Source organism: Kitasatospora humi, assembly GCF_020907985.1.
In the GTDB taxonomy this organism is placed as follows: domain Bacteria; phylum Actinomycetota; class Actinomycetes; order Streptomycetales; family Streptomycetaceae; genus Kitasatospora; species Kitasatospora humi.
On record NZ_JAJJPA010000004.1, the window covers coordinates 155,066 to 181,153 of the forward strand.

Below are 26,088 nucleotides of genomic sequence, written 5' to 3' on the forward strand. Positions count from 1 at the left end.
AACCGCTCTCCCCGGTCGGTGCGGCCTCCACACGTCCCCGGTGGAAAGCCAGGTCAGTTGCGATATCCGTCCGCGTCCGCCGCCCCCAGGATCGGCCGTGGCTGGTACCTCGCCGCGGTGCTCAGCGCGGTGGTGGCGGTCGGCATGTGCCTGCTGGGCTGGCGCCAGAGCGAGCTGGCCGACAAGATCGGCGCGCACCCGGTCCAGGTCCAGGGCACCGTCACCCGGCTCCCGGGCGGCAGCGGCACCTACAGCGGCATCAGCTACGTGGTGAACGGACGGCAGCGCAGCGCGGAGGACCTCCCGCTCCCGCCCGGCGCCAAGGTCGGCGACCAGGTCTGCCTGCAGCACGCGGCCGGCGACGCGGGCGCGGTGCGGGTGTGCGACCAGACCTATCCGCAGGCGGCCGGGGTGCGGATGGCCCAGATCAGCGTGCCGGTGGCGGTGCTCTTCTGCCTGCTCTGCGTGCTGCGGATCCGCCGCCACCACCGGCACACCGCACGCTGGACGGAACGCCGCAACCAGGTGCTCGCCACCGTCGCGCTGGCCACCGAGGCGCTGGCCGAGGGCATGCCGGCGATCACCGACGGCAAGCGCTCCCGGCGCCGCCACAAGGCGGCCCGCCGCGCGGCGCGCTGAGCCCGCCGCGGCACCCCTCGGCGGCGCCAGCGGTGCCAGGGTGAAGAATGGGGCGCGTGACCCGAGCCAACCTGGACAAGCAGCCCCACGAAGTCGCCGCCATGTTCGACGACGTCGCGGCCAAGTACGACCTGACCAACGAGGTGCTCTCGCTGGGCCAGGCCCGGTTCTGGCGGCGCGCCGTGGCGGAGGCCGTCGCGGCCGGCCCGGGGCAGCTGGTGCTCGACCTGGGGGCCGGCACCGGCACCTCCTCGCTGCCGTTCCTGGCGGCGGGCGCCGACGTGGTGCCCTGCGACTTCTCGATCGGCATGCTGAGCGAGGGCAAGCGCCGCCACCCGGAGCTGGCGCTGACCGCCGGTGACGCCACCCGGCTGCCCTTCGCGGACGACTCCTTCGACGCGGTGACCATCTCCTTCGCCCTGCGCAACGTGCAGGAGACCGAGGGCGCGCTGCGCGAGATGCTGCGGGTCACCAAGCCCGGCGGCAAGGTGGTGATCTGCGAGTTCTCCACCCCGACCTGGGCGCCGTTCCGCACCGTCTACACCGAGTACCTGATGCGCGCCCTGCCCCCGGTGGCCACCCGGGTGAGCAGCAACCCGGACGCGTACGTCTACCTGGCCGAGTCGATCCGCGCCTGGCCCGACCAGCCCGCCCTCGCCGCCAAGCTGCAGCAGGCCGGCTGGCAGAAGGTCGCCTGGCGCAACCTCACCGGCGGCGTCGTGGCGCTGCACCGGGGCTTCAAGGCGGCCTGAGGTCACCCGGGGAGCGGCAGCCGCAGGATCAGCCGGTCGTCGCCCGGGCCGAAGCAGCCGGTGTGCTCGTGCAGCAGGGAGAAGCCGGGCGAGCGGTAGATGTGCAGCGCCACGTCGTTGTCCCGGTCGACGCTGAGCCGCACTTCGCGCACCGGGTCCTTCTGTCGGCATATCTGCCAACTTGCTTGCTACTAGGGTGCAATGACGTTTCCTCAGGTGTCAGGATCGCGCGAGACACCGCTGGGGCCACCGGTCACTCACAGAGGCGCTCGACCTGATCGACGACAACTGGTGCTCAGCGAGGACAAAGTGGCCCGGCGGCGGCAGTGCTTCGAGGACCGGTGGGCGACGGCCGGTCCGCTGGACGGTGAGCGGCCGGTGAACGCGGACACTCCGCTCGGCGCAGGGGACACTCCGTCCGGTGCGGAGGCCACCCCGTAGACTGCCGAGGACCGTCCAGCGCTGCCCAGTAGCGCTGACAAGCAGCGCTGTAGTGGCTCAGGAGTGTGCGCAGGTGACCGAGAACGCCGTCGAGAGCAGTGCGGACGTCATCGTGGTCGGCGCCGGCCCGGCCGGATCCGCCACCGCCTACTACCTGGCCCAGAGCGGGCTGGACGTGCTGCTCCTGGAGAAGACGGAGTTCCCGCGCGAGAAGGTCTGCGGCGACGGCCTGACCCCGCGGGCCACCAAGCAGCTGGTGGACATGGGCATCGACGTCTCCACCGACAACGGCTGGCTGCACAACCGCGGCCTGCGGATCGTCGCCGGCGGCATCAAGCTGGAGCTGGACTGGCCTGAGCTGTCGTCGTTCCCCGACTACGGCCTGGTGCGCAAGCGCGCCGACTTCGACGAGCTGCTGGCCCGTCAGGCCGAGAAGGCCGGCGCCAAGCTGTACGAGCGCTGCAACGTCTCCGGCCCGGTGATCGACGACCGCACCGGCCGGATCACCGGCGTGACCGCCAAGCTCGGCCCCGAGAAGCGCGAGGTGACCTTCCGGGCCCCGCTGGTGGTCGCCGCCGACGGCAACTCCACCCGGCTCTCCATCGCCATGGGCCTGCACCGGCGCGAGGACCGCCCGATGGGCGTGGCCTACCGCACCTACTTCAAGTCGCCCCGCAGCGACGACGACTACCTGGAGTCCTGGCTGGAGCTGTGGGACGAGCGCGGCGGCCAGCGCAAGCTGCTGCCCGGCTACGGCTGGATCTTCGGCATGGGCGACGGCACCTCCAACGTCGGCCTCGGCATCCTGGACTCCTCCCCGGCCTTCGGCGAGCTGGACTGGCGGGAGGTGCTGAAGCGCTGGGTCGCCAACATGCCCGAGGAGTGGGGCTACACCCCCGAGAACATGACCGACCCGATCCGCGGCGCCGCCCTTCCGATGGCGTTCAACCGCCAGCCGCACTACACCCGCGGCCTGCTGCTGGTCGGCGACGCGGGCGGCATGGTCAACCCCTTCAACGGCGAGGGCATCGCCTACGCCATGGAGTCCGGCCAGATCGCGGCGCGCACCGTCATCCAGGCCCAGGCCCGGGTCACCGCGGGCGGCCGGGAGCGGGCGCTGCAGGGCTACCCGGCGGTGCTGAAGGACGTGTACGGCGGCTACTACTCGCTGGGCCGCGCCTTCGTGAAGCTGATCAGCAACCCCAAGGTGATGCAGCTCGCCACCCAGCGCGGCCTCACCCACCCCATGCTGATGCGCTTCACCCTGAAGCTGCTCGCCAACCTGACCGACCCGCAGGGCGGCGACGCGATGGACCGCATCATCAACGGCCTCTCCCGGGTGGCGCCGAACGCCTGACGCCCGACGCGGCGTCAACCCACCGGTGCGCGCTGCCCCACGGGTGCGCACTGCCCCCGGTACGCACTGCGCCGTCTGCTCGCCCGGGCCAGGCCGTTCGCCTGCCTGCCCCGGGCGGGGGCGGCGGTCCGCGGATCGCTCACCGCGGAGCGCCTTCCGTCACCCGATCCGGTGACAAAAGCCCTGCAGAGCAACCCCGCTGGTGAACAACAAGACCCGTGCCCCCTTCCACTTCGCCCCCGGCACGAGCAACCCTGGAGTCGAGGCCGTTCGGCCGACCGATCCCACCAACCCCAGGGGGCCGTCATGGATGACGACTGGTACGTGGACGACCGTTGCACCAACTGCGACGTGGCGCGGCAGCTCGCGCCCGGACTGATCGGAGAGGTCGACGGACGCTCCGAGATGCTCCGCCAGCCGCGGGACGCCGCCGAGTCGGCCCAGGTCAACGCCGCCGCGTTCGCCTGCCACACCCGCTCGATCCGGCACCGGGACCGCCCGCTGGACCAGGCGGCGGATCCGTTCCCGCTGGCGCTCGACGATAACGTACTGCTCTGCGGCCACAACTCACGGGAGACCGCCGCCGCCAACTCGTACCTGCTGCGCCGGCCGACCGGCACCCTGATGATGGTGGACACGCCCCGCTGGTCCGAGCGACTCGCGGCCCGCTACGAGGAGTCGGGGCCGGTGACCGACGTGCTGCTGACCCACCGGGACCACGTCGCGCACGGCCGCCGGTACGCGGACCGGTTTGGCGCGCGGCTGTGGATCCACGAGGGCGACCTGGAGTTCGCGCCCGACGCCGACCGGGTGCTGCGCGGCACCGATCCCATCGAGGTCGCCGACGGAGTGGTCGCCCACCCGCTGCCCGGACACACCGAGGGCAGCGTCCTCTACGTCGCCGACCAGCGGTACTGCTTCAGCGGCGACAGCCTCTACTGGTCGCGCACCAAGGGCGCGCTGTCCGTCGCCGAGCACGTCACCTGGTACTCCATCGAGGCCCTGGCCGCCTCGCTGGCCCGCGCCGCGCCGCTGCTGCGCTTCGAATGGGTGCTCCCGGGGCACGGCGACCGCCGGCGGCTGCCGGCCGGGGAGATGGCCGAGCAGCTGCGCGCGCTGACCGCCCACGTGGCGGGGCTGCGGCCGCGGCCGGTCGACTTCACGGCCCATCAGTGGTGACCGGCGGCGGTTCGACCGCCCGGGCGGCCGTCAGAGCGCGGTGAGGAAGTCGCGCACGGCGGCCGCCAGGGCGTCCGGTGCGGTGGTGGGGATCAGGTGGTCGGCGTCCAGCTCGGTGACCGCGGTGCCGGGGCGGTGGGTCCCCACTGCGGTGCGGTTGAAGACTGAACGGTACGCAGGGTTTATCCACTTGGTCAATCCGCTTGGATAAGCACATCGGTGAACGCCCGGGCGGACCCCAGTCGATGCAGTCCTCCCGGTCATGTGACGTCCCGTCGACCGCCGTGCTCGTGTCCGCCCCGCCGACCCGTGCGCCCGGGCAGCATCCAGGCATGGCTGCGACGACTCCGTACCTCACCCTCCACAACGGCGTCCGGATGCCCGCACTGGGCCTGGGCGTCTACCAGAGCCCGCCAGGGGAAACCGTGCACGCGGTCTCCTCGGCGATCGCGGCCGGCTACCGGCTGGTCGACACTGCCGCCGCCTACGGCAACGAGCGCCAGGTCGGCGAGGGAGTCCGCCGCTCCGGCATCGACCGCGACGAGATGTTCGTGACCACCAAGCTGTGGATCGGCGACTACGGGCAGGACGCCGCACTGCGCGCCTTCGACCTCAGCCTGCACAAGCTCGGCCTGGAGTACGTGGACCTGTACCTGCTGCACTGGCCGGTGCCCGGCGACTTCGACGCGACGGTCGCCGCCTGGCGGTCCGTCGGCAAGCTGTCGGCCGAGGGCCGGATCCGCGCTGCCGGGGTGTGCAACCACGCTCCGGCCCACCTGCGGGAACTCATCGACCGCACCGGGATCGTGCCGGCCGTCAACCAGGTCGAGCTGCACCCGCACTACAACCAGCGGGAGTTGCGCGCCGCCAACGCCGCCCTGGGCATCGCCACGCAGTGCTGGTCCCCGCTCGGCGGCGTCAAGGTGTACTGGCCCGCCGATCCGGACCGCGTCGACAGCCCGCTGAGCAGCCCCGCCGTCGTCGACCTGGCCGCCCGCCTGGGCCGCACCCCCGCCCAGGTGATCCTGCGCTGGCACATCCAGCACGGCCTCTCCCCGATCCCCAAGTCCGTGCGCGAGAGCCGGATCGCGGAGAACGCCGCCATCTTCGACTTCTCGCTCACGGAAGCCGAGATGGCCACGATCGACGCCCTCGACACCGGCGTGCGCGGCGGACTGGACCCGGAGCGGGTCGACACGGCGATGTTCCCGCAGCAGGTGGCCGAGTGAGCGGCCCCCCGGCAGTACGGTGGGGCCATGTCGCTGGTACGGGTCCACAACTTCTCCGTCTCCCTCGACGGCTTCGCCACCGGTGAGGGCCAGAGCATGGAGGCGCCGTTCGGCCATGCCGGCACGCGGCTCCACGAGTGGTTCTTCGGGACCCGGACGTTCCAGGCGATGCAGGGCAAATCCGGTGGCAGCGCCGGGGTCGACGAGGCGCTGGCGGCCGCCTGGCGCCCGGGGATCGGCGCGGAGATCATGGGGCGCAACAAGTTCGGCCCCCAGCGCGGCCCTTGGCAGGACCACGAGTGGCAGGGCTGGTGGGGGGACAATCCGCCGTTCCACACGCCGGTGTTCGTGCTGACCCACCACCCGCGCCCGTCGGTCGAGATGGCCGGCGGCACCACCTTCCACTTCGTCGACGCCACCCCGCAGGAGGCGCTGCGGCAGGCCCGCGAGGCTGCCGGCGGCCTGGACGTGCGGATCGGCGGCGGCCCCAGCACGGTGCGCGACTTCATGGCCGCCGACCTGGTCGACCACCTGCACGTAGTCGTCGTCCCGATCGTGCTGGGCCGCGGCGTACGGCTCTGGGACGGCCAGGAGGCGCTGGAGGAGCGGTTCGACGTGGAGTCGGTGACCACCCCGAGCGGGGTCACCCACCTGACCTTCACCCGCCGCTAGTGCCGGACCAGTACGAGACCAGGCACACGGTGCCGTTCGGCAAGTCCATCGCGTTGCCCGCCCCGGTGGGCATCGACCTCGACACCGAGCCGCTGGAGAACTGGGTGCGCTGACCACCGGCCCCGAGCCGGGTCAGGCCGGGCGGAGGCGGCGCGGCACACCACCGCGACGCCCCCGGTGGCCGGGCGCCGCCCACCCGGCGGGTGCCGCGTCGCCCGCCGGCAAGGGGTGGCGGGCGAGCGGGGCAGTCCGTCCCGGGGCCCGCGTCAGTGCTTGGTGATCTGCACCGCGTGGATGTCGACCGGGAGGGTCGGGAAGCCGTCGCCGGGCCCGTTCTGGTCGTCCTCGCCGGCGGCCGCGATCTTCCGCAGCACGTCGAGTCCGGCGGTGACCTTGCCGAACGGGGTGTAGGCGGGCGGGAGCTTGGTGTCCTGCCAGACGAAGAAGAACTGGCTGCCGTTGGTGTTGGGGCCCGCGTTGGCCATGGCGACGGTGCCGGCGGGGTAGGTGGCGCCGGCCAGGTTCTCGTCGTTGAAGGAGTAGCCGGGGCCGCCGGAGCCGGTGCCGGTCGGGTCGCCGCACTGCAGCACGAAGATGCCCTTGGTGGTGAGCCGGTGGCAGTGCGAGCCGTTGTAGTAGTGATGGTCGCTGAGGAACCGGAACGAGAAGGTGGTGCACGGCGCGGCGGTGGTGAGGGCCTGGAAGGTCACGTTGCCCTGGCCGGTGTGCAGGGTGGCGTGGTACGGCTGGGCGGCCTTGACCGGGTCGAAGACCGGGATGCCCTTGAAGTCGTCCGCCGGCACCGCCTTGGTGAACCCGCAGTCGGCGGCGGCCACCGGTGCGGCGGCGGCCGGCTTGGCGTCCGGGGTGACGGTCGCGGCGGAGGCGGCGCTGGTCGCGGCGAGCACCAGGGTGGCGGCGGCCGCCGCGACGGTGAGGCGGTTCCGGGGCATCTGACGGCCTTTCCAGGGAGTCGGCAGGGCGGTGCTGCGATGTCATGTGCACAACCTCCCTGCCCAGCAGTCCCGTTGTTCATTCCTGCCGGTTCCGGCGCATCGCCTTCCGCACGCCGCGGCGCGGAATGCGAAGCGTTTCACAAGCCCCCGGAAGGAACGTCGGCGATCGGACCGGCGGACCGATGCCGCCCCCGGCTGGGTGGCGTCCAGCAGGTGCCCCATCAACCGAGCCGCTGCCGTCGGGCCTGCTTCGCCGCCTGGCGGGCTCGGGCCGCAGCGTCGAACCCGCCGCCGGCTCCACGGGCAGCCGGCCGCTCGGCAGCGGCCGCGCGCGCCAACCGCTCGACGTGGTCGCGCAGCGCGGTGTTGACCGTCGCACCTCGTGCGCTTGTGAAGCAACGGTCAAGCGGGCGCCCCTGGCCGTGCTCACTCGGGAGGGTGGGTCTCATTAGCATGCGAAGGTTAACCATCGAAATTTGCCAAGATCGCCGCATAGTTGATATAGGAACGTGGCTCTGACCAGCCATGCGACCATAAAAAGTGACTGTTTGCGATCATCTGGGATCGTTGCGTTCATATCTCGCGACTTGTCATCATGGCTAGCGGTCTGCGGGGTGGCGCAGATCACAAAGATCGTCGCGAACCGCGTGTCGCAGATCACAAGCGAACGGGCATAGGATGCGCTCGATCCAGGGTTTGTGAACTGCCTCACATGAGGTGGATCCCGGGAACTGGATCACCGGATCACCCAAGCGTGACCCGGCGGTTCCGATCTGCAGTCAAGGACGACTGGACGGAGGGAGCGACGGCAGATGAATGCCTACGCGCCGATCCTCGTACTCGGTGCCATCGCGGCGGCGTTCGCGGTCGGCTCCGTCGTGATGGCCTCGCTCACCGGCCCGAAGCGCTACAACCGGGCCAAGTTGGAGGCCTACGAGTGCGGCATCGAGCCGACCCCGCAGCCCGCAGGCGGCGGCCGGTTCCCGATCAAGTACTACCTGACGGCGATGCTCTTCATCGTCTTCGACATCGAGATCGTCTTCCTCTACCCGTGGGCGGTCAGCTTCGACGCCCTGGGGATCTTCGGGCTGGTCGAGATGCTCCTCTTCATCGCCACCGTCTTCGTCGCCTACGCCTACGTCTGGCGACGCGGCGGCCTGGAGTGGGACTGACGTCCCGCAGCGGGTCCGACCTGCCAAACCACTGAGAGGGATGGGTAGATGGGAATCGAGGAGAAGCTGCCGAGCGGCTTTCTGCTCACCACGGTGGAGAACGCCGCGGGGTGGGTGAGGAAGGCCTCGCTCTTCCCGGCCACCTTCGGACTGGCCTGCTGTGCCATCGAGATGATGACCACCGGCGCCGGCCGCTACGACCTGGCCCGGTTCGGCATGGAGGTCTTCCGCGGTTCGCCCCGGCAGGCCGACCTGATGATCGTCGCCGGTCGGGTGAGCCAGAAGATGGCGCCGGTGCTGCGCCAGGTCTACGACCAGATGGCCAACCCCAAGTGGGTCATCTCGATGGGTGTCTGCGCGTCCTCGGGTGGCATGTTCAACAACTACGCGATCGTCCAGGGGGTCGACCACATCGTCCCCGTGGACATCTACCTGCCGGGGTGCCCACCGCGCCCGGAGATGCTGATGGACGCGATCATCAAGCTGCACGAGAAGATCCAGCGCGAGCCGCTGGGCGTGAACAAGCGCAAGGCGCAGGAGCTCGCCGAGGAGCAGGCGCTGCAAGCCGTCCCGACCAGCGAGATGCGGGGGCTGCTGCGATGAGCGACGAGAAGGTCCCCGAGACCAGGAAAGAGATCCCGGTCGAGGTGATCGGCCGGCGCAAGGGCATGTTCGGCGCCCATGACACCGGCGACACCTCGGGTTTCGGCGGTCTCAGTGCCGCCATCGTGCTGCCCGCGCCCGCCGAACGGCCGTACGGCGGCTGGTTCGACGAGGTCGCCGACGAGCTCGAGGGCGCCCTGGAGGAACAGGGGCTGGCGGTCGGTCGGGTGATCGAGAAGACCGTGGTGGACCGCGGCGAACTCACCTTCCAGATCGCCCGCGAGCACCTGCTGCAGACCATGCGGACGCTGCGCGACGACCCGGCGCTGCGCTTCGAGCTCTGCCTCGGGGTGAGCGGGGTGCACTACCCGTCCGACCGCGGCCGCGAGCTGCACGCGGTCTACCAGCTGCGCTCGATCACCCACGGCAGGCTGATCCGGATCGAGGTCACCGCGCCCGACGCCGACCCGCGGATCCCGTCCGTGGTGAGCGTCTACCCGACCAACGACTGGCACGAGCGCGAGGCGTACGACTTCTTCGGCATCGTCTTCGACGGTCACCCGGCGCTCATGCGGATCATGATGCCGGACGACTGGCTGGGCCACCCGCAGCGCAAGGACTACCCGCTCGGCGGCATCCCCGTCGAGTACAAGGGCGCCCAGATCCCGGCGCCCGACCAGCGGAGGTCGTACTCCTGATGCCCAACCAACCCGAGAACCCGGCCGACTTCGAGCAGGCAGGCTCGCGCGAGACCACCGAGGGGCGGGTCTTCACCGTCACCGGCGGCGACTGGGGCGAAGTGGTCGACGCCGTCGCCCGGGCGGACGACGAACGCATCATCGTCAACATGGGTCCGCAGCACCCGTCCACCCACGGGGTGCTCCGGCTGATCCTGGAGATCGACGGCGAGACGGTCAAGGAAGCCCGGTGCGGAATCGGCTACCTGCACACCGGGATCGAGAGGAACCTGGAGTTCCGCTCCTGGGTGCAGGGCACCACCTTCGTGACCCGGATGGACTACCTGACCCCGATCTTCAACGAGGCCGCCTACTGCCTGGCCGTGGAGAAGCTGCTCGGCATCACCGATGACGTTCCCGAACGGGCCAATGTCATCCGGGTGTTGATGATGGAGCTCAACCGGATCTCCTCGCACCTGGTCTGCCTGGCCACCGGTGGCATGGAGATCGGCTCCACCACACTGATGATCTACGGCTTCCGGGACCGCGAAGTCATCCTGGACGTCTTCGAGTTGGTCACCGGCCTGCGGATGAACCACGCGTACGTCCGCCCCGGCGGCCTGGCCCAGGACCTGCCGCCCGGCGCGGTCGACCAGATCCGCGAGGCGGTCCGCACGCTGCGCTCCCGGATGCACGAGTACGACAAACTCGCCACCAACAACCCGGTGTTCAAGGCCCGCCTGGTCGACGTCGGCTTCCTCGACCTGCCCGGCTGCCTGGCCCTGGGCGCCACCGGCCCGATCCTGCGGGCCACCGGCCTGCCGCACGACCTGCGCAAGTCGGACCCCTACTGCGGTTACGAGAACTACGACTTCGACGTCGCGGTGGCCGACACCGCCGACTCCTACGGCCGGTTCCTGATCCGCCTGGAGGAGATGAAGCAGTCGCTGCGGATCGTCGAGCAGTGCCTGGACCGGCTGGCCCCCGGACCGGTGATGGTGGCCGACAAGAAGATCGCCTGGCCGGCCCAACTCGCGGTCGGGCCCGACGGCATGGGCAACTCGCTGGACCACATCAGGGAGATCATGGGCACCTCGATGGAGGCCCTGATCCACCACTTCAAGCTGGTCACCGAGGGCTTCCGGGTGCCGGTCGGCCAGGCCTACGCGGCCGTCGAGTCGCCCAAGGGCGAACTCGGTGTCCATGTGGTGAGCGACGGCGGCACCCGGCCCTACCGGGTGCACTTCCGCGATCCGTCCTTCACCAATCTGCAGACGATGGCGGCGATGTGCGAGGGCGGCCAGGTCGCCGACGTGATCGTGGCGGTGGCCGGGATCGACCCGGTGATGGGAGGCGTGGACCGGTGAGCAATGTGGAACTCGGCCTGCCGGCGCTGCCGGCCAAGCCATATCCGCCCGAGGTGCACCAGCGGCTGGCGGCCGACGCCCGGCAACTGATCGCCCGCTATCCGCAGTCGCGGTCCGCGCTGCTGCCGCTGCTGCACCTGGTCCAGGCCGAGGAGGGCTTCGTCAGCGCCACCGGGATCCGGTTCTGCGCCGAGCAGTTGGAGCTGACCACGGCCGAGGTCACGGCGGTCGCCACCTTCTACAGCATGTACCGCCGCCGGCCCGCCGGCCAGTACCACGTGGGGGTGTGCACCAACACGCTGTGCGCGGTGCTCGGCGGCGACCAGATCTTCGCGGAGCTCAAGGAGCACCTGGGGATCGGCAACAACGAGACCACCGAGGACGGCGCGGTCTCACTGGAGCACATCGAGTGCAACGCCGCCTGCGACTACGCGCCCGTGGTGATGGTCAACTGGGAGTTCTTCGACAACCAGACCCCGGACAGCGCCAAGCAGCTGGTCGACGACCTGCGGGCCGGCCGGGAGGTGCGGCCCACCCGCGGCGCCCGGCTCTGCACCTTCAAGGAGACCGCCCGGCTGCTGGCCGGGTTCCCCGACGAGCGGCCCGGCGCGGTCGACGAGTCCGGCGCCGGCGGCGCCCCCAGCCTGGCCGGCCTGCGCCTCGCCAAGGGCGAGCAACTGCCCGGCACCCCCGGCGCCCGAGTGGTCTCGCCGCGCAACGAAGGGACGGAAGCGTGATGACCGCCACCGAGCCGGCCGAGAAGCTGCTCACGCCCGTGCTCTCCGCCTCCTGGGACGACCACAAGCCGTGGTCCCTGGAGACCTACCGCCGCCACGAGGGCTACCAGGGGCTGCGCGCGGCCCTGGAGATGACGCCCGACGCCGTGATCGCCCTGGTCAAGGAGGCCGGCCTGCGCGGCCGCGGCGGCGCCGGCTTCCCCACCGGCATGAAGTGGCAGTTCATCCCGCAGAACGACGGCAAGCCGCACTACCTGGTGGTCAACGCCGACGAGTCAGAGCCCGGAACCTGCAAGGACATCCCGCTGCTCTTCGCCAACCCGCACGCGCTGATCGAGGGCATGGTGATCGCCTCCTACGCGATCCGCTGCGACCACGCCTTCATCTACCTGCGCGGCGAGGTGGTCCCGGTGCTGCGACGGCTGCACGCCGCCGTCGCCGAGGCCTACGCCGCGGGTTACCTCGGCAAGAACATCCTGGGCAGCGGCACCGACCTCGACATCACCGTGCACGCCGGGGCCGGCGCCTACATCTGCGGCGAGGAGACCGCGCTGCTGGACTCGCTGGAGGGCCGGCGCGGACAGCCCCGGCTGCGTCCGCCGTTCCCGGCCATCGCCGGCCTCTACGCCTGCCCGACCGTGGTGAACAACGTGGAGTCGATCGCCTCGGTGCCGCCGATCCTGGCCCGCGGCAAGGAGTGGTTCACCTCGCTGGGCACCGAGAAGTCCCCGGGCTTCACGCTCTACTCGCTCTCCGGGCACGTCACCAACCCCGGTCAGTACGAGGCGCCGCTCGGTGTGACGCTCCGCCAGCTGCTGGACGTCAGCGGCGGGGTCCGGGCCGGTCACCGGCTCAAGTTCTGGACCCCGGGCGGCAGTTCGACGCCGATGTTCACCGACCAGCACCTGGACGTGCCGCTGGACTACGAGCACGTCGGCGCGGCCGGCTCGATGCTCGGCACCAAGGCGCTGCAGGTCTTCGACGAGACCACCTGCGTGGTCCGCGCGGTCACCCGGTGGACCGAGTTCTACGCCCACGAGTCCTGCGGCAAGTGCACCCCGTGCCGCGAAGGCACCTACTGGCTCGTCCAGTTGCTGAACCGGATCGAGGCCGGCCAGGGCCTGCCCGGCGACCTGGAGAAGCTGCTGGACATCGCCGACAACATCAACGGCAAGTCCTTCTGCGCCCTCGGCGACGGTGCGGCCAGCCCGATCGTCTCCTCGCTGCAGCACTTCCGCGCCGAGTACGAGCAGCACCTCACCGAGCGCCGCTGCCCGTTCGACCCGGCCGCCGCCACCGTCTGGGCCGACAGCCCCCGGGCCGCCGCCCCCAAGCCCGCCACCGAGAGGGAGGTGCACGCGTGACCGTCACAGAGCCCGGGACGGCCAAGACCGAGGTCGAGCTCGTCACGCTCACCATCGACGGCGTCCAGGTCCAGGTCCCCAAGGGCACCCTGGTGATCCGGGCCGCCGAGCAGATCGGCACCCAGGTGCCGCGGTTCTGCGACCACCCGCTGCTCGACCCGGCCGGCGCCTGCCGCCAGTGCATCGTGGAGATCGAGGGCCAGCGCAAGCCGGTCGCCTCCTGCACCATCCCGGTGACCGAGGGCATGGTGGTCCGCACCCAGGTCACCTCCCCGGTCGCCGAGAAGGCCCAGCGCGGCGTCATGGAGCTGCTGCTGATCAACCACCCGCTGGACTGCCCGGTCTGCGACAAGGGCGGCGAATGCCCGCTGCAGAACCAGGCGATGTCCAGCGGCCAGGCCGACTCCCGGTTCGACGGGATGAAGCGCACCTACGAGAAGCCGGTCCCGATCAGCAGCCAGGTGCTGCTGGACCGGGAGCGCTGCGTGCTCTGCGCCCGCTGCACCCGGTTCTCCCAGCAGATCGCCGGCGACCCGTTCATCGAGCTGGTCGAGCGCGGCGCCCTGCAGCAGGTCGGCACCGGCGAGGGCGACGACTTCGAGTCGTACTTCTCCGGCAACACCATCCAGATCTGCCCGGTCGGCGCGCTCACCTCGGCCGCCTACCGGTTCCGCTCCCGCCCCTTCGACCTGGTCTCCTCGCCCAGCGTCTGCGAGCACTGCGCCTCCGGCTGCTCGCTGCGCACCGACCACCGGCGCGGCAAGGTGATGCGGCGCCTGGCCGGCGAGGAGCCCGAGGTCAACGAGGAGTGGAACTGCGACAAGGGCCGGTTCGCCTTCCGCTACGCCCAGCAGCGCGACCGGCTGACCAGCCCGCTGGTCCGGGATCCGGCCACCGGTGACCTCGTCGAGACCTCCTGGCCGCAGGCGCTGGCCGCCGCCGCCGAGGGGCTGCGCGGCGCCCGGGCCGGGGTGCTCACCGGCGGCCGGGTCACCGTCGAGGACGCCTACGGCTACGCCAAGTTCGCCCGGGTGGTGCTCGGCACCAACGACGTCGACTTCCGGGCCCGCCCGCACAGCGCCGAGGAGGCCGACTTCCTGGCCGCCGCGGTCGCCGGGCTCGGCGTCGACCTGGGGGCCGGCACCGGGGTCGGCTACCGGGCGCTGGAACAGGCCCCGGCGGTGCTGCTGGCGGGCTTCGAGCCCGAGGAGGAGTCGCCGATCGTCTTCCTGCGGCTGCGCAAGGCGGCCCGCAAGGGGGGCCTCAAGGTCTTCGCGATCGCCGACCACCGCTCCCGCGGCCTGGCCAAGCTGGGCGGCACGCTGCTTTCCGCGGCCCCCGGTACCGAGCCCGAGTGGCTGGGCGCGCTGGCCGAGCAGAGCGGCCTGGAGAACGAGGCCGGGGAGGCCGCCGAGCTGCTGCGCCGGCCCGGCGCGGTGATCCTGGTCGGCGAGCGGCTCGCCCAGATCCCCGGCGCCCACACCGCCGCACTGCGCCTGGCCCACGCCACCGGCGCGCGGCTCGCCTGGATCCCGCGCCGGGCCGGGGAACGCGGTGCGCTGGAGGTCGGCGCGCTGCCCGGCCTGCTGCCCGGCGGCCGCCCGGTCACCGTGCCGGCGGCCCGCGCCGAGGTGGCCGCCGTCTGGGGCGTGCCCGAGCTGCCGGCCCGCCTCGGCCGCGACACCGGGCAGATCCTGGCCGCCGCCGTGGCCGGTGACCTGGACGCCCTGCTGGTCGGCGGATTCGACCCGGACGACCTGGCGGACCCGCAGCTGGCCGACGAGGCGCTGGCCCAGGTCGGCTTCGTGGTCTCGCTGGAGCTGCGACCGTCCGCCGTCACCGAACGGGCCGACGTGGTGCTGCCGGTGGCCGCCGTCGCGGAGAAGGCCGGCACCTTCCTCGACTGGGAGGGCCGGGTGCGGCTCTTCGAAGCCGCCCTCAAGCCGGACCAGTTGATGCGGCACCAGCCGAACTCGGACCTCCGGGTGCTGAACATGCTGGCTGACGCCATCGGGCAGCGGCTCGGACTCCCCGACATCCGGGCGGCCCGCCGCGAACTGGACCGGCTCAGCCCGTGGACCGGCGACCGCCCGGCAGCCCCGGCCGGTCATCCGCTGCCGCTGCCCCGCCCGGCCACCGGGCAGGCGGTGCTGGCGGGTTGGCGGCTGCTGCTGGACAACGGCACCCTGCAGCAGGGCGACGAGCACCTGGCCGGCACCCGGCACCGGGCGGCCGCCCGGTTGTCGCCCGGCACCGCCGCGGAGATCGGCGCGAGCGGCGGGCGGCTGCGGATCACCGGCCCGAGCGGCTCGCTGGTGCTGCCGCTGGACATCAGCCCCGAGCAGCCCGACCGCACGGTCTGGGTGCCGATCAACTCCAGTGACCCGGGGGCCTACCGCGCGCTCGGCACCACCGTCGGTCACCTGGTGACCATCGCTCCGGCAGGGGAGGAGGAGTAATGCCCACCTGGACAACGACCGCTGCGGCCAACTACGAGACGCTGAGCTACTTCGGCCACGACCCGTGGTGGCTGGTCCTGCTGAAGGCGGTGTTCTGCTTCGCCTTCCTGGTGGTCACGGTGCTGATCGCGATCGTCTGGGAGCGCAAGGTCGTCGCCTGGATGCAGCTGCGGATCGGCCCCAACCGGCACGGGCCGTGGGGACTGCTGCAGTCGCTGGCCGACGGTGTGAAGCTGGCGCTCAAGGAAGACCTGGTGGTCGCCAAGGCCGACAAGGTGGTCTACGTCCTGGCGCCGATCGTCTGCGCGATCCCGGCCTTCATGGCGTTCGCGGTGATCCCGTTCGGCCCGGCCAACGACGAGATCTCGATCTTCGGCACCCGGACCCCGATGCAGCTCACCGATCTACCGGTGGCGCTGCTCTACATCCTGGCCACCGCCTCGATCGGGATCTACGGCATCGTGCTGGCCGGCTGGTCCTCCGGCTCCACCTACCCGCTGCTCGGCGGCCTGCGCTCGTCGGCGCAGATGATCTCCTACGAGATCGCCATGGGCCTGTCGTTCGCCGCGGTGTTCATCTACTCCGGCTCCATGTCGACCTCGCAGATCGTCAGTTCGCAGCAGCCGACCTGGTTCGCGGTGCTGCTGCCGGTCTCCTTCATCGTCTACGTCATCGCGATGGTCGGGGAGACCAACCGGGCACCGTTCGACCTGCCGGAGGCCGAGGGCGAGCTGGTCGGCGGCTTCAACACCGAGTACAGCTCGCTGAAGTTCGCGATGTTCATGCTGGCCGAGTACGTCAACATGGTCACCGTGTCGGCGGTCGCCTCCACCCTCTTCCTGGGCGGTTGGCGGGCCCCCTGGCCGATCACCGCCTTCTGGACCGGCGCCAACCACGGCTGGTGGCCGCTGCTCTGGATCGTGCTGAAGATCCAGCTGCTGCTGTTCTTCTTCATCTGGCTGCGCGGCACGCTGCCCCGGTTCCGCTACGACCAGTTCATGAAGCTCGGTTGGAAGGTGCTGATCCCGGTCTCGCTGGTCTGGCTGGTGATGGTGGCCGCCGTCCGGGCGCTGCGCAACCAGGGCGAGCAGTTCGGCTCGGTGGTGCTCTACGTGGGCGCGCCGATCTGCGCGGTGCTGCTGCTCTCACTGGTCTGGGACGTCTTGCGCCGCAAGGAGAAGCCGCAGCCCGACGGCACGGCGGCAGCCGGCGAGCCGCACGGGGGCCCCTCCCGGCCGGCGGCCGGGGGCACGTTCGACCCGATGGCGGGCGGCTACCCGGTGCCGCCGCTGCCGGGCCAGCAGCTGCCGCCGGTGCCCCGCCGGCGCAGCCGGGTGCCGCAGGCGCAGCCGCCCGCCGACGAACCACTGCAGGACGCGCTCAACGGCGCCAACCAGTCCGAAGGGAGCTGATCCGACATGTCCGAGCCCGAGCAGCACGACAAGCCGTCGTTGCTGGGACCGGCCGCAGGCTTCGGCGTGACCTTCACGGCCATGTTCAAGAAGCGGCTGACCGAGCAGTACCCGGAGCAGAAGAAGCCCACCGCCCCCCGCTTCCACGGCCGTCACCAGCTCAACCGGCACCCGGACGGCCTGGAGAAGTGCGTCGGCTGCGAGCTGTGCGCCTGGGCCTGCCCGGCCGACGCGATCTACGTGGAGGGCGCCGACAACACCGAGGAGGAGCGCTACTCGCCGGGCGAGCGGTACGGCGCGGTCTACCAGATCAACTACGCCCGCTGCATCCTGTGCGGCCTGTGCATCGAGGCCTGCCCGACCCGGGCGCTCACCATGACCAACGAGTACGAGCTGGCCGACTCCTCGCGCAAGGACCTGATCTTCACCAAGGAGCAGCTGCTGGCCGGCCTCACCGAGGGCATGGTGGCGCCGCCGCACGCCATGTACCCCGGGACCGACGAGGGTGCCTACTACCGGGGCGAGGTCCACGAGGCCGCCCCCGGGACCGTCACCCAGGAGAAGCACGAGCGCGAGGTGACCCCATGACCTCCACTGGCGAGGCGGTCCAGTTCTGGGTGCTGGCGGTGATCGCGGTCGGCGGTGCGCTGGGCATGCTGACCATGCGCAAGGCCGTGCACAGCGCCCTCTGCCTGGCCGCCACTATGCTGGCGCTGGCCGTCTGCTACCTGGCCCAGGGCGCGGTCTTCCTGGGCGTGGTGCAGATCGTCGTCTACACCGGCGCGATCATGATGCTCTTCCTCTTCGTGGTGATGCTGGTCGGCGTCTCCACCGCCGACAGCCTGAAGGAGACCCTCAAGGGCCAGCGGGTCGCCGCCGTGCTCTGCGGCCTGGGCTTCGGGGTGCTGCTGATCGCCGGCATCGCCAACGCCAAGCTCAGCCACTTCACCGGCCTGGCCGAGGCCAACGCCGAGGGCAATGTGCAGGGCCTGGCCCGGCTGATCTTCACCAAGTACGTCTGGGCCTTCGAGGTCACCGGCGCGCTGCTGATCACCGCCGCGGTCGGCGCCATGGTGCTGACCCACCGCGAGCACGTGAAGCCGCCGCTGACCCAGCGCCAGCTGGCCGCCGAGCGGGTCAGGGAGAACAAGCAGGTCACCCCGCTGCCGGCGCCCGGTGTCTACGCCCGGCACAACGCGGTGGACATCGCCGGCCTGCTGCCCGACGGCTCGATCGCCGAGAACTCGGTGATGAGCACCCTGCGCGAGCGCGGCCAGGTCCGCGACGTCAGCCACGAAATGCTGCGCCGGATGGCCGAGTTGGAGAACCGCACCGCCGACTGGCTGGGCCGGCCGTCCTCCGAGCGGCCGCGCCCGGGCACGCCGCCGTCGCCGCGGGCCGCGCTGGAGACCGTGCCGAACAACGAGTCGCCGTCCGAGGAGGCGGAGTGAATCCGGTCAACTACCTGTACCTCGCGGCCCTGTTGTTCACCATCGGGGCCGCGGGGGTGCTGATCCGGCGCAATGCCATCGTGCTGTTCATGTGCGTCGAGCTGATGCTCAACGCGTCCAACCTGGCCCTGGTCACCTTCTCCCGGCTGCACGGCAACCTGGACGGCCAGATCATGGCCTTCTTCACCATGGTGGTGGCCGCGGCCGAGGTCGTCGTGGGCCTGGCCATCATCGTCAGCATCTTCCGTACCAGGCACTCGGCTTCGGTCGACGACAGCAACCTGATGAAGCTGTAGGGGCCCCAGGTGAACTCACTCATCCCGCTGCTCATCGCAGCGCCGTTGGCCGGTGCTGCCCTGCTGCTGCTCGGCGGCCGCCGGCTCGACCGGTCCGGCCACTGGATCGGCGTGCTGGCAGCCGCCGTCTCCTTCGCCTTCGGGCTGGTCCTGTTCTTCCAGATGCTCGGTCGGCCCGTCAGCCAACGGGCCGTCGACGTCAAGCTGTTCAGCTGGATCTCGGTGGGCGGCTTCCAGGCGAACGCCGCCTTCCAACTGGACCAACTGTCGATCGTCTTCGTGCTGCTGATCACCGGGGTCGGCAGCCTGATCCACGTCTACTCGGTGGGCTACATGGCCCACGACGAGCGGCGGCGGCGCTTCTTCGGCTACCTCAACCTCTTCCTGGCGGCCATGCTGCTGCTGGTGCTGGCCGACAACTACCTGCTGCTGTACGTCGGTTGGGAGGGTGTCGGGCTCGCCTCGTACCTGCTGATCGGCTTCTGGCAGCACAAGGTGAGCGCGGCCACCGCGGCCAAGAAGGCGTTCATCGTCAACCGGGTCGGCGACGTCGGACTCTCCATCGCGATCATGCTGATGTTCACCCAGTTCGGCAGCTTCACCTTCAGCCAGGTCTTCGCCGCCGCGCCGCAGGAGAGCCGCGGTGGACTCACCGCGATCGGCCTGCTGCTCCTGCTGGCGGCCTGCGGCAAGTCGGCCCAGGTGCCGCTGCAGAGCTGGCTCGGGGACGCCATGGAGGGCCCGACCCCGGTCTCCGCGCTGATCCACGCGGCCACCATGGTGACCGCCGGCGTCTACCTGATCACCCGCTCGAACGCGATCTTCGACCTGGCGCCGGACGCGCGGCTCGCGGTGGTCTGCGTCGGCGCGGTCACCCTGCTCTACGGTGCGATCGTCGGGTGCGCCAAGGACGACATCAAGAAGGCGCTGGCCGGCTCGACCATGTCGCAGATCGGCTACATGGTGCTGGCCGCCGGGCTCGGCCCGATCGGCTACGTCTTCGCCATCATGCACCTGGTCACCCACGGCTTCTTCAAGGCCGGGCTGTTCCTCGGCGCGGGCTCGGTGATGCACGGCATGAACGACGAGGTGAACATGCGCTACTACGGCGGGCTGCGCAAGCACCTGCCGATCACCTTCGCCACCTTCGGCCTCGGCTACCTGGCGATCATCGGCTTCCCCGGGCTGTCCGGCTACTTCTCCAAGGACAGGATCATCGAGGCGGCCTTCGCCGAGGGCGGCACCGAGGGCTGGATCCTGGGTCTGACGGCCCTGGTCGGTGCCGCGGTCACCGCCTTCTACATGACCCGCATCATGCTGATGACCTTCTTCGGCGAGCGGCGCTGGCAGCCGGACGGCAAGGGCGAGCTGCCGCACCCGCACGAGGCACCGAGGGTGATGACGCTGCCGATGATCGTGCTGGCCGTCGGTTCGGTGCTGGCCGGTGGGCTGTTCACCATCAACGACGCCTTCGTCAACTGGCTGACCCCGGTGACCGGGCACAGCGAGGGCAACTCCCCGCTGTCGTCCGGCACGGTCACCCTGATCACCATCGTCTGCATGGTGGCCGGCATCGGCGTCTCCTACCTGGTGTACGGACGCAGCGCGGTGCCGGTCAACCCGCCGGTCGGCTCGGCGCTCACCCGGGCGGCCCGCCGCGACCTGCTGCAGGACGACATCAACCACGCCCTGCTGGTGCGCCCCGGCTCGGCACTCACCGCCGCGCTGGTCTACTTCGACGTCAAGGGCCTGGACGGCGTGGTCAACGGGGTGTCCGCCACCATCGGGGGCCTGTCCAGCCGGGTGCGCCGGGTGCAGAACGGCTACGTCCGCTCCTACGCCCTCTCCATGTTCGGCGGCACGCTGGTGCTGGTCGCCACGACTCTCCTGATGAGGTCGGTATGAGGAAATTGGCTGTGTGTCAGGGGGGTTCCGGCATGAGCGAGCGGTGCGCGGACCCCCGGCCGAAGGCTGGGGGAGAGGCCGTCGTCACAGGGCGCGCACCGCGCTCCGCGCCCGCCGGGCGAAGCGAGGTGGCCGCATGAGCTTCCTGCTCACCGCCACCTGCGCCGTCCCGGCCGTCGGGGCGGTCGTCACCGCCGCACTGCCCGCCGGGACCACCGAGGCCCGCCGGCGGACCAGCCGGGCCACGGCACTCGGCTTCTCGGTCGCCGCCCTGGTGCTGGCCGCGGTCATCGCCGCCAGGTTCTCCCCGGACGGCCCGCGGTACCAACTCACCGAGTCCTACAGCTGGATCCGCGCCTTCGGGATCAGCTTCTCGTTCGGCGTGGACGGGATCGGCGCGGTGCTGGTGCTGCTCACCGCGGTGCTGGTGCCGCTGGTGATGCTGGCCTCCTGGCACGACGCCGCTCCGGACAGCGGCGACTCCGTGGCGGGCACGCCCGCTCCCGACGGCAGCTTCGAGAACAACAGGCGCACCCAGGGCTTCTTCGCGCTGATCCTGGCCGTCGAGGCGATGGTGCTGGTGTCCTTCCTGGCCACCGACCTCTTCCTGTTCTACGTCTTCTTCGAAGCCATGCTGATCCCGCTGTACTTCCTGATCGGCGGCTTCGGCGACCGGGCCGGCGGGCCCGAGCAGGCCCGGCAGCGCTCCTACGCCGCCGTCAAGTTCCTGCTCTACAACCTGCTCGGCGGCCTGGTGATGCTGGCCGCGGTGATCGGCTTCTACGTCATCGCGCGCGACCAGAACCAGGGCACCTTCGACCTGCAGGCGCTCACCAGGGCGATCGCCGACGGCAAGCTGGTGATCGACTCGAGCGCGGAGAAGGCGCTCTTCCTCGGCTTCTTCTTCGCCTTCGCGGTGAAGGCGCCGCTCTGGCCGCTGCACACCTGGCTGCCGAACGCGATGGGCGAGTCCACCGCCGGAACCGCCGTGCTGATCACCGCGGTGGTCGACAAGGTCGGCACCTTCGCGATGCTGCGGTACTGCCTCGGCCTCTTCCCGAACGCCTCGAAGTTCTTCGCCCCCGGGATCCTGGTGCTCGCGGTGATCGGGATCCTCTACGGCGCGCTGCTGGCGGTGGGTCAGAAGGACATCAAGCGCCTGATCGCCTACGCCTCGATCTCCCACTTCGGCTTCATCATCATGGGCATCTTCGCGATGACCAGCCAGGGCCAGAGCGGTGCCACGCTCTACATGGTCAACCACGGGATCTCGACGGCGCTGCTGATGCTGCTCGCCGGCTTCCTGATCTCGCGGCGCGGCTCCCGGCTGATCGCCGACTTCGGCGGGGTGCAGAAGGTGGCCCCGGTGCTGGCCGGCACCTTCCTGATCGGCGGCCTGGCCACCCTGTCGCTGCCCGGACTCGCCCCGTTCGTCAGCGAGTTCCTGGTGCTGGTCGGCACCTTCACCCGCTACCCGGCGCTCGGCATCATCGCCACCCTGGGCATCGTGCTCGCCGCGCTCTACGTGCTGGTGCTCTACCAGCGCACCATGACCGGCCCGGTCAAGGCGAGCGTCAGCGGCATGCCGGACCTGAAGGCGCGTGAACTGCTGGTCGCCGCACCGCTGATCGCGCTGACCATCGCGCTCGGCGTCTACCCCAAGCCGCTCACCGACCTGGTGAACCCGGCGGTCGCCGACACCCTCGTCCAGGTCCACCGGACCGATCCGGCCCCGGTCCACCCGGTGGCCGCCACCCCCGGAGGTGTGACCAAGTGAGCCTGATGACCCTTGCCGCGAGCGGCAACACCCCCAGCATCCCGGCGCCGCAGATCGAGTACGGCCAGCTCTCCCCGATGCTGATCGTCTTCGGCACCGCCGTGGTGGGCATCCTGCTGGAGGCCTTCCTGCCCCGGCGGCTGCGCCACCCGGCCCAGGTCGGCGTGGCGCTGCTCGGCCTGGCGGGCGCCTTCGCCGCCGTGCTGGTGCTGGCGATCCAGGGCTACGGCGGCACCAGGAGCGGGCTGCTGGCGATGGGCTCGGTGGCGCTGGACGGGCCCGCGCTCTTCCTCCAGGGCGTGATCATCCTGGCCTCGGTGCTCGCCGTGCTCAGCTACGCCGAGCGCGGCCTCGACCCGAGGATCGACGGCGTGCCGCAGGACCCGTTCACCGCCCAGGCGGCCGCCACCCCCGGTGGCGAGCAGGAGCAACTGGCCACCCGGGCGGGCTTCGCCACCACCGAGGTCTACCCGCTCACCCTGTTCGCGGTCGGCGGCATGCTGCTCTTCCCGGCCGCCAACGACCTGCTGACCATGTTCGTGGCGCTGGAGGTCTTCTCGCTGCCGCTCTACCTGCTCTGCGCGCTGGCCCGGCGCCGCCGGCTGCTCTCCCAGGAGGCGGCGGTCAAGTACTTCCTGCTGGGCTCCTTCTCCTCGGCGTTCTTCCTGTTCGGCAGCGCCCTGCTGTACGGCTACTCGGGCAGCTTCCGGCTGCCCGAGATCGCCGACGCGATCTCGGGCACCGCCCCGATCACCCCGGCGCTGGCGAACACCACCCAGAACGACGCGCTGCTGCTGATCGGGCTGGCGATGCTCGCGGTCGGCCTGCTGTTCAAGGTCGCCGCGGTGCCGTTCCACGCCTGGACGCCCGACGTCTACCAGGGCGCCCCGACCCCGGTCACCGGCTTCATGGCCGCGGCCACCAAGGTCGCCGCGTTCGGCGCGCTGCTGCGGGTCTTCTACGTCGCCTTCCCCGGCGTGCGCTGGGACTGGCGCCCGGTGATGTGGGGCGTCGCGATCCTCACCATGGTGGCCGGTGCGGTGCTGGCGGTCACCCAGCAGGACGTGAAGCGGCTGCTCGCCTACTCCTCGATCGCGCACGCCGGCTTCCTGTTGACCGGCGTGATCGCCACCAACCGCCAGGGCATCGCCGCGGTCCTGTTCTACCTGCTGGCCTACGCCCTGGTCACCCTGGGCGCGTTCGCGGCCGTCACCCTGGTGCGCGACTCCCGCGGCGAGGCGACCCACCTGTCCAGCTGGGCCGGGCTGGGGCGGCGCTCGCCGCTGCTGGCCGCGGTCTTCGCGCTCTTCCTGCTCTCCTTCGCCGGGATCCCGCTGACCGCGGGCTTCACCGGGAAGTTCGCGGTGTTCCAGGCCGCGGCGGCGGGCGGAGCCATCCCGCTGGTGATCGTCGGTGTGCTGAGCTCGGCGGTGGCCGCGTTCTTCTACATCCGGGTGATCGTGCTGATGTTCTTCTCCGACCCGCAGCCGAACGGGCCCGCCGTGGTGATCCCGAGCACCGCGACGGCGACGGTCATCTCGGTCGCGGTGGCCGCCACCCTGGTGCTCGGCCTCGCGCCGCAGTACTTCCTGGACCTGGCGTCCAAGGCGTCGATGTTCGTCCGTTGATGCGCGCGGCGGGTCGGCGGCGGGTCGAGGGACCCTTGTCCGTCCGCTGAACGAGCCGTGAACAGCCGGGTCCGGGGCGTTCGACCCCGGGCCCGGCGGCGCGTTCCCCGCCTTACCCGCACGCCCGTACAGTGATCCATTCGTGACCCGATACGCTGCTGGTGATGGCAGCGGCCGCAACAGGGACCGGACCGCATGATCGACCGGCGACAGGAGTGGTCTTCGTGACCGTCGTAGGAGGACTCTTCGGGCTCAGCGTGGAGGACCGCGATCTGACCCGTGACGTCCAGGCCGGAATGGAGGCGGTGGAGGCCGCCCTCGCCGAGGCCGTCAAGAGCGACATCCCGTTCATCACCGTCACCGCGAGCCACCTGATCGAGGCCGGCGGCAAGAGGTTCCGCCCGCTGCTGGTGATGCTCGCCGCCCAGTTCGGCGACCCGACCGCGCCCGGCGTGGTGTCGGCCGCCGTGGTGGTGGAGCTGACCCACCTCGCCACCCTGTACCACGACGACGTGATGGACGAGGCCCCGGTGCGCCGCGGGGCGCCCAGCGCCAACGCCCGCTGGGACAACTCGGTGGCCATCCTCACCGGTGACTTCCTGTTCTCCCGGGCCTCCCAGGTGCTGGCCGACCTCGGCCCGGAGGCCGTCCGGATCCAGGCCGACGCCTTCGAGCGGCTGGTCACCGGCCAGATCCTGGAGACCGCCGGCCCGCAGCCCGGCAGCGACCCGCTCCAGCACTACCTCGACGTGATCGCCGGCAAGACCGGCGCGCTGATGGCCGTCTCCGGCCGGTTCGGCGCCATGATGGCCGGGGCCGAGCCGTGGATGGTGGAGCTGCTCACCGAGTACGGCGAGAAGATGGGCCTGGCCTTCCAGCTCGCCGACGACGTGCTGGACATCGCCAGCGACGGCCACGAGTCCGGCAAGACCCCCGGCACCGACCTGCGCGAGGGCGTGCCGACCCTGCCGGTGCTGCTGCTCGACTCCATGCCGCTGGACCAGAGCGACCCCGAGGACGCCCGGCTGCGCGAACTGCTGCAGCTCGACCTGACCGATGATCAGCGGCACGCCGAGGCGCTGCGGCTGCTGCGCCGTCACCCGGCGCTGGAGCACGCCCGCCGGGAGACCCTGCGGTACGCCGAGGAGGCCCGCGCGCTGCTCGACCCGCTGCCGGACTGCCCGGCCAAGGCGGCGCTGCAGGGTCTCTGCGACGCGGTGGCGATCCGTACCATGTGACCCGCTGCCAGTGGCTCGGGCCACTGCTGCTCGCTCGGGCCGCCGCTGCTCGCTCGGGCCACTGCTACCGCTGGGGGACTCATGCTGCGCGTCGTGATCGCCGAAGACTCGGTCCTGCTCCGGGAGGGCCTGACCCGGCTGCTCACCGACCGCGGCCTGGAGGTGGTGGCCGGAGTCGGCGACGGCGAGGCGCTGCTGGCCGCGGTGGCCGAGCTGGCCGCCGGCGACGGTCTGCCGGACGTGGTGGTCGCCGACGTCCGGATGCCGCCCACCCACACCGACGAGGGGGTGCGCGCCTGCGTGGAGCTGCGCAGGCGCCACCCCGCGCTGGGCGTGCTGGTGCTCTCCCAGCACGTCGAGCAGCAGTACGCCGCCGAGCTGCTGGCCTCCTCCACCCGGGGCGTCGGCTACCTGCTCAAGGACCGGGTGGCGGAGGTCCGCGAGTTCGTGGACGCGGTGCGCCGGGTGGCCGAGGGCGGCACCGCGCTGGACCCGGACGTGGTGCAGCAGCTGTTCAGCCGCAGCCGTCGGGGTGACGTGCTGGCCGGGCTGACCCCGCGCGAGCGCGAGGTGCTGGCGCTGATGGCCGAGGGCCGCACCAACGCAGCGATCGCCAAGCAGCTGGTGGTCTCCGACGGCGCGGTGGAGAAGCACGTCTCCAACATCTTCCAGAAGCTCGGCCTGGGCCAGAGCTCGGAGGACCACCGCCGGGTGCTGGCGGTGCTCACCTATGTGAACTCCTGATGTGAACTCCTGATCGAACCGGGTAGTACTCCC

Annotated in this window: 25 protein-coding genes; 22 read left to right on the forward strand and 3 right to left on the reverse strand. The window is 71.1% G+C overall.

All coding sequences use genetic code 11. From position 1 onward, the window contains the following. Nucleotides 1-57 precede the first annotated feature (57 nt). Nucleotides 58-639 (forward strand): hypothetical protein, encoded by a 582-nt coding sequence (locus tag LN042_RS06400; protein WP_230049275.1) that lies wholly within the window; start codon nucleotides 58-60, stop codon nucleotides 637-639. Between the two features lie 56 nt (nucleotides 640-695). Then, complete coding sequence (locus LN042_RS06405) at nucleotides 696-1,391, forward strand: demethylmenaquinone methyltransferase (protein WP_230049277.1); 696 nt, start codon at nucleotides 696-698, stop codon at nucleotides 1,389-1,391. Between the two features lie 2 nt (nucleotides 1,392-1,393). Here the strand turns inward: LN042_RS06405 and LN042_RS06410 are convergent, their stop codons facing one another. Beyond that, nucleotides 1,394-1,543 carry an N-acetyltransferase gene (locus tag LN042_RS06410; RefSeq protein ID WP_230049279.1) on the reverse strand — a complete coding sequence of 50 codons (150 nt, stop codon included), beginning with the start codon at nucleotides 1,541-1,543 and terminating at the stop codon, nucleotides 1,394-1,396. Nucleotides 1,544-1,905: 362 nt separating this feature from the next. On the opposite strand from LN042_RS06410, the gene LN042_RS06415 reads away from it, so the two are divergent. Both LN042_RS06415 and LN042_RS06420 read left to right on the forward strand, forming a co-directional pair. Beyond that, a complete protein-coding gene (locus LN042_RS06415) occupies nucleotides 1,906-3,189 on the forward strand; it encodes a geranylgeranyl reductase family protein (RefSeq protein WP_230049281.1) in 1,284 nt (427 codons plus the stop codon). Between the two features lie 306 nt (nucleotides 3,190-3,495). Beyond that, entirely contained in the window at nucleotides 3,496-4,368 is an 873-nt protein-coding gene (locus LN042_RS06420; protein ID WP_230049283.1) for an MBL fold metallo-hydrolase, read from the forward strand. 30 nt (nucleotides 4,369-4,398) lie between these two features. Here the strand turns inward: LN042_RS06420 and LN042_RS06425 are convergent, their stop codons facing one another. Next, nucleotides 4,399-4,566, reverse strand: coding sequence for a hypothetical protein (locus LN042_RS06425; protein WP_230049285.1), 168 nt, complete (start codon nucleotides 4,564-4,566; stop codon nucleotides 4,399-4,401). A gap of 134 nt (nucleotides 4,567-4,700) precedes the next feature. Here LN042_RS06425 and LN042_RS06430 point away from each other — a divergent pair, with 134 nt between their 5' ends. Both LN042_RS06430 and LN042_RS06435 read left to right on the forward strand, forming a co-directional pair. Then, complete coding sequence (locus LN042_RS06430; RefSeq protein ID WP_230049287.1) at nucleotides 4,701-5,597, forward strand: aldo/keto reductase; 897 nt, start codon at nucleotides 4,701-4,703, stop codon at nucleotides 5,595-5,597. Between the two features lie 27 nt (nucleotides 5,598-5,624). Beyond that, nucleotides 5,625-6,269 carry a dihydrofolate reductase family protein gene (locus LN042_RS06435; protein WP_230049289.1) on the forward strand — a complete coding sequence of 215 codons (645 nt, stop codon included), beginning with the start codon at nucleotides 5,625-5,627 and terminating at the stop codon, nucleotides 6,267-6,269. Nucleotides 6,270-6,535: 266 nt separating this feature from the next. On the opposite strand, the gene LN042_RS37200 is transcribed toward LN042_RS06435, so the two are convergent. Continuing rightward, nucleotides 6,536-7,222 carry a peptidylprolyl isomerase gene (locus LN042_RS37200; protein WP_283843589.1) on the reverse strand — a complete coding sequence of 229 codons (687 nt, stop codon included), beginning with the start codon at nucleotides 7,220-7,222 and terminating at the stop codon, nucleotides 6,536-6,538. 815 nt (nucleotides 7,223-8,037) lie between these two features. Here LN042_RS37200 and LN042_RS06450 point away from each other — a divergent pair. From LN042_RS06450 to LN042_RS06525, 16 genes are all read left to right on the forward strand, one after another. Further along, a complete protein-coding gene (locus LN042_RS06450; RefSeq protein ID WP_101381835.1) occupies nucleotides 8,038-8,397 on the forward strand; it encodes an NADH-quinone oxidoreductase subunit A in 360 nt (119 codons plus the stop codon). A gap of 48 nt (nucleotides 8,398-8,445) precedes the next feature. After that, nucleotides 8,446-9,000, forward strand: a complete 555-nt coding sequence (locus LN042_RS06455; protein WP_230049291.1) for a NuoB/complex I 20 kDa subunit family protein — start codon at nucleotides 8,446-8,448, stop codon at nucleotides 8,998-9,000. Further along, nucleotides 8,997-9,698 (forward strand): NADH-quinone oxidoreductase subunit C, encoded by a 702-nt coding sequence (locus LN042_RS06460; RefSeq protein ID WP_230049293.1) that lies wholly within the window; start codon nucleotides 8,997-8,999, stop codon nucleotides 9,696-9,698. The genes LN042_RS06455 and LN042_RS06460 overlap by 4 nt, the downstream gene beginning before the upstream one ends. Next, a complete protein-coding gene (locus LN042_RS06465) occupies nucleotides 9,698-11,044 on the forward strand; it encodes an NADH-quinone oxidoreductase subunit D (RefSeq protein WP_230049295.1) in 1,347 nt (448 codons plus the stop codon). Before LN042_RS06460 ends, LN042_RS06465 begins: the two co-directional genes overlap by 1 nt. Before the next feature lie 17 nt (nucleotides 11,045-11,061). Then, a complete protein-coding gene (gene nuoE / locus LN042_RS06470; RefSeq protein ID WP_230049493.1) occupies nucleotides 11,062-11,781 on the forward strand; it encodes an NADH-quinone oxidoreductase subunit NuoE in 720 nt (239 codons plus the stop codon). After that, on the forward strand, nucleotides 11,781-13,145 hold the full coding sequence (nuoF, locus tag LN042_RS06475; RefSeq protein WP_230049297.1) for an NADH-quinone oxidoreductase subunit NuoF: 1,365 nt from the start codon (nucleotides 11,781-11,783) through the stop codon (nucleotides 13,143-13,145). The genes nuoE and nuoF overlap by 1 nt, the downstream gene beginning before the upstream one ends. Next, on the forward strand, nucleotides 13,142-15,604 hold the full coding sequence (locus LN042_RS06480; protein ID WP_230049299.1) for an NADH-quinone oxidoreductase subunit G: 2,463 nt from the start codon (nucleotides 13,142-13,144) through the stop codon (nucleotides 15,602-15,604). Before nuoF ends, LN042_RS06480 begins: the two co-directional genes overlap by 4 nt. Continuing rightward, complete coding sequence (gene nuoH / locus LN042_RS06485; RefSeq protein WP_230049301.1) at nucleotides 15,604-17,016, forward strand: NADH-quinone oxidoreductase subunit NuoH; 1,413 nt, start codon at nucleotides 15,604-15,606, stop codon at nucleotides 17,014-17,016. Before LN042_RS06480 ends, nuoH begins: the two co-directional genes overlap by 1 nt. Nucleotides 17,017-17,022: 6 nt before the next feature. Beyond that, nucleotides 17,023-17,604, forward strand: coding sequence for an NADH-quinone oxidoreductase subunit NuoI (nuoI, locus tag LN042_RS06490; RefSeq protein WP_230049303.1), 582 nt, complete (start codon nucleotides 17,023-17,025; stop codon nucleotides 17,602-17,604). After that, entirely contained in the window at nucleotides 17,601-18,467 is an 867-nt protein-coding gene (locus tag LN042_RS06495; RefSeq protein WP_230049305.1) for an NADH-quinone oxidoreductase subunit J, read from the forward strand. The genes nuoI and LN042_RS06495 overlap by 4 nt, the downstream gene beginning before the upstream one ends. Continuing rightward, entirely contained in the window at nucleotides 18,464-18,763 is a 300-nt protein-coding gene (nuoK, locus tag LN042_RS06500) for an NADH-quinone oxidoreductase subunit NuoK (RefSeq protein WP_101381844.1), read from the forward strand. The genes LN042_RS06495 and nuoK overlap by 4 nt, the downstream gene beginning before the upstream one ends. 9 nt (nucleotides 18,764-18,772) lie before the next feature. Beyond that, on the forward strand, nucleotides 18,773-20,668 hold the full coding sequence (nuoL, locus tag LN042_RS06505; protein WP_230049307.1) for an NADH-quinone oxidoreductase subunit L: 1,896 nt from the start codon (nucleotides 18,773-18,775) through the stop codon (nucleotides 20,666-20,668). Nucleotides 20,669-20,804: 136 nt separating this feature from the next. After that, on the forward strand, nucleotides 20,805-22,445 hold the full coding sequence (locus LN042_RS06510) for an NADH-quinone oxidoreductase subunit M (protein WP_230049309.1): 1,641 nt from the start codon (nucleotides 20,805-20,807) through the stop codon (nucleotides 22,443-22,445). Between the two features lie 5 nt (nucleotides 22,446-22,450). After that, complete coding sequence (gene nuoN, locus LN042_RS06515; RefSeq protein ID WP_230049495.1) at nucleotides 22,451-24,073, forward strand: NADH-quinone oxidoreductase subunit NuoN; 1,623 nt, start codon at nucleotides 22,451-22,453, stop codon at nucleotides 24,071-24,073. 224 nt (nucleotides 24,074-24,297) lie between these two features. Next, nucleotides 24,298-25,311 (forward strand): polyprenyl synthetase family protein, encoded by a 1,014-nt coding sequence (locus tag LN042_RS06520; RefSeq protein ID WP_230049311.1) that lies wholly within the window; start codon nucleotides 24,298-24,300, stop codon nucleotides 25,309-25,311. Between the two features lie 81 nt (nucleotides 25,312-25,392). Further along, on the forward strand, nucleotides 25,393-26,055 hold the full coding sequence (locus tag LN042_RS06525) for a response regulator transcription factor (RefSeq protein WP_230049313.1): 663 nt from the start codon (nucleotides 25,393-25,395) through the stop codon (nucleotides 26,053-26,055). Nucleotides 26,056-26,088: the final 33 nt, after the last annotated feature.

What these genes read in the sequence shown, in the direction of transcription:
- LN042_RS06420 (WP_230049283.1), top strand. Translation starts at nt 3,496, where the DNA reads ATGGATGACGACTGGTACGTGGACGACCGTTGCACCAACTGCGACGTG.
- LN042_RS06430 (WP_230049287.1), top strand. Translation starts at nt 4,701, where the DNA reads ATGGCTGCGACGACTCCGTACCTCACCCTCCACAACGGCGTCCGGATG.
- LN042_RS06435 (WP_230049289.1), top strand. Translation starts at nt 5,625, where the DNA reads ATGTCGCTGGTACGGGTCCACAACTTCTCCGTCTCCCTCGACGGCTTC.
- LN042_RS37200 (WP_283843589.1), bottom strand. Translation starts at nt 7,222, where the DNA reads ATGCCCCGGAACCGCCTCACCGTCGCGGCGGCCGCCGCCACCCTGGTG.
- LN042_RS06450 (WP_101381835.1), top strand. Translation starts at nt 8,038, where the DNA reads ATGAATGCCTACGCGCCGATCCTCGTACTCGGTGCCATCGCGGCGGCG.
- LN042_RS06455 (WP_230049291.1), top strand. Translation starts at nt 8,446, where the DNA reads ATGGGAATCGAGGAGAAGCTGCCGAGCGGCTTTCTGCTCACCACGGTG.
- LN042_RS06460 (WP_230049293.1), top strand. Translation starts at nt 8,997, where the DNA reads ATGAGCGACGAGAAGGTCCCCGAGACCAGGAAAGAGATCCCGGTCGAG.
- LN042_RS06465 (WP_230049295.1), top strand. Translation starts at nt 9,698, where the DNA reads ATGCCCAACCAACCCGAGAACCCGGCCGACTTCGAGCAGGCAGGCTCG.
- nuoF (WP_230049297.1), top strand. Translation starts at nt 11,781, where the DNA reads ATGACCGCCACCGAGCCGGCCGAGAAGCTGCTCACGCCCGTGCTCTCC.
- nuoH (WP_230049301.1), top strand. Translation starts at nt 15,604, where the DNA reads ATGCCCACCTGGACAACGACCGCTGCGGCCAACTACGAGACGCTGAGC.
- nuoI (WP_230049303.1), top strand. Translation starts at nt 17,023, where the DNA reads ATGTCCGAGCCCGAGCAGCACGACAAGCCGTCGTTGCTGGGACCGGCC.
- LN042_RS06495 (WP_230049305.1), top strand. Translation starts at nt 17,601, where the DNA reads ATGACCTCCACTGGCGAGGCGGTCCAGTTCTGGGTGCTGGCGGTGATC.
- LN042_RS06510 (WP_230049309.1), top strand. Translation starts at nt 20,805, where the DNA reads ATGAGCTTCCTGCTCACCGCCACCTGCGCCGTCCCGGCCGTCGGGGCG.
- nuoN (WP_230049495.1), top strand. Translation starts at nt 22,451, where the DNA reads ATGACCCTTGCCGCGAGCGGCAACACCCCCAGCATCCCGGCGCCGCAG.
- LN042_RS06525 (WP_230049313.1), top strand. Translation starts at nt 25,393, where the DNA reads ATGCTGCGCGTCGTGATCGCCGAAGACTCGGTCCTGCTCCGGGAGGGC.